Origin of the sequence: Escherichia sp. 93.1518 (assembly GCF_013368915.2) — a bacterium.
Lineage (GTDB): Bacteria > Pseudomonadota > Gammaproteobacteria > Enterobacterales > Enterobacteriaceae > Escherichia > Escherichia ruysiae.
This window is the reverse complement of sequence record NZ_JABWMT020000091.1, coordinates 1-1020: the sequence shown is the minus strand read 5'-3', so window position 1 is coordinate 1020 and position 1020 is coordinate 1. Positions and strand designations below refer to the sequence as shown.

The window sequence follows — 1020 nt, the reverse complement described above, 5'->3', positions numbered from 1 at the left end:
GCCAACGGTACGGCCGCCTTCACGGATTGCGAAACGCAGACCGTCGTCCATCGCGATCGGGTGGATCAGGGTAACAACCATCTTGATGTTGTCGCCCGGCATTACCATCTCTACGCCTTCCGGCAGTTCGATAGTACCAGTCACGTCAGTAGTACGGAAGTAGAACTGCGGACGGTAGCCTTTGAAGAACGGTGTATGACGGCCGCCTTCATCTTTGGACAGAATGTACACTTCAGATTCGAACTTGGTGTGCGGCTTGATGGTGCCCGGCTTAGCCAGTACCTGACCACGTTCGATTTCTTCACGTTTGATACCACGCAGCAGAACACCTACGTTCTCACCAGCACGGCCTTCGTCCAGCAGTTTGCGGAACATTTCAACGCCAGTACAGGTAGACTTCTGAGTCTCTTTGATACCAACGATTTCAACTTCTTCACCAACTTTGATGATACCGCGTTCTACACGACCGGTAACAACGGTACCACGACCGGAGATGGAGAATACGTCTTCGATCGGCAGCAGGAACGGCTTGTCAATCGCACGCTCTGGTTCCGGAATGTAAGAATCCAGGAAGCCAGCCAGTTCCAGGATTTTCGCTTCCCACTCTGCGTCGCCTTCCAGCGCTTTCAGAGCAGAACCACGAACGATCGGAGTGTCGTCGCCCGGGAAATCGTACTGAGACAGAAGTTCACGAACTTCCATTTCAACCAGTTCCAGCAGCTCTTCGTCATCAACCATGTCGCATTTGTTCAGGAACACGATGATGTACGGAACGCCTACCTGACGACCCAGCAGGATGTGCTCACGAGTCTGCGGCATCGGGCCGTCAGTCGCAGCAACAACCAGGATCGCGCCGTCCATCTGCGCAGCACCGGTGATCATGTTTTTAACATAGTCGGCGTGCCCCGGGCAGTCTACGTGTGCGTAGTGACGGGTCGGGGTGTCATATTCAACGTGAGAAGTGTTGATGGTGATACCACGAGCTTTTTCTTCCGGCGCGTTATCGATCTGGTCGAATGC

General features: G+C 53.8%; 1 protein-coding gene. It reads right to left on the bottom strand.

Going from position 1 to position 1020, the window contains the following annotated elements:
- Positions 1 to 1020: elongation factor Tu (gene tuf, locus HEN21_RS22505; RefSeq protein ID WP_000407794.1), on the bottom strand; the 1020-nt coding region annotated here is incomplete at both ends.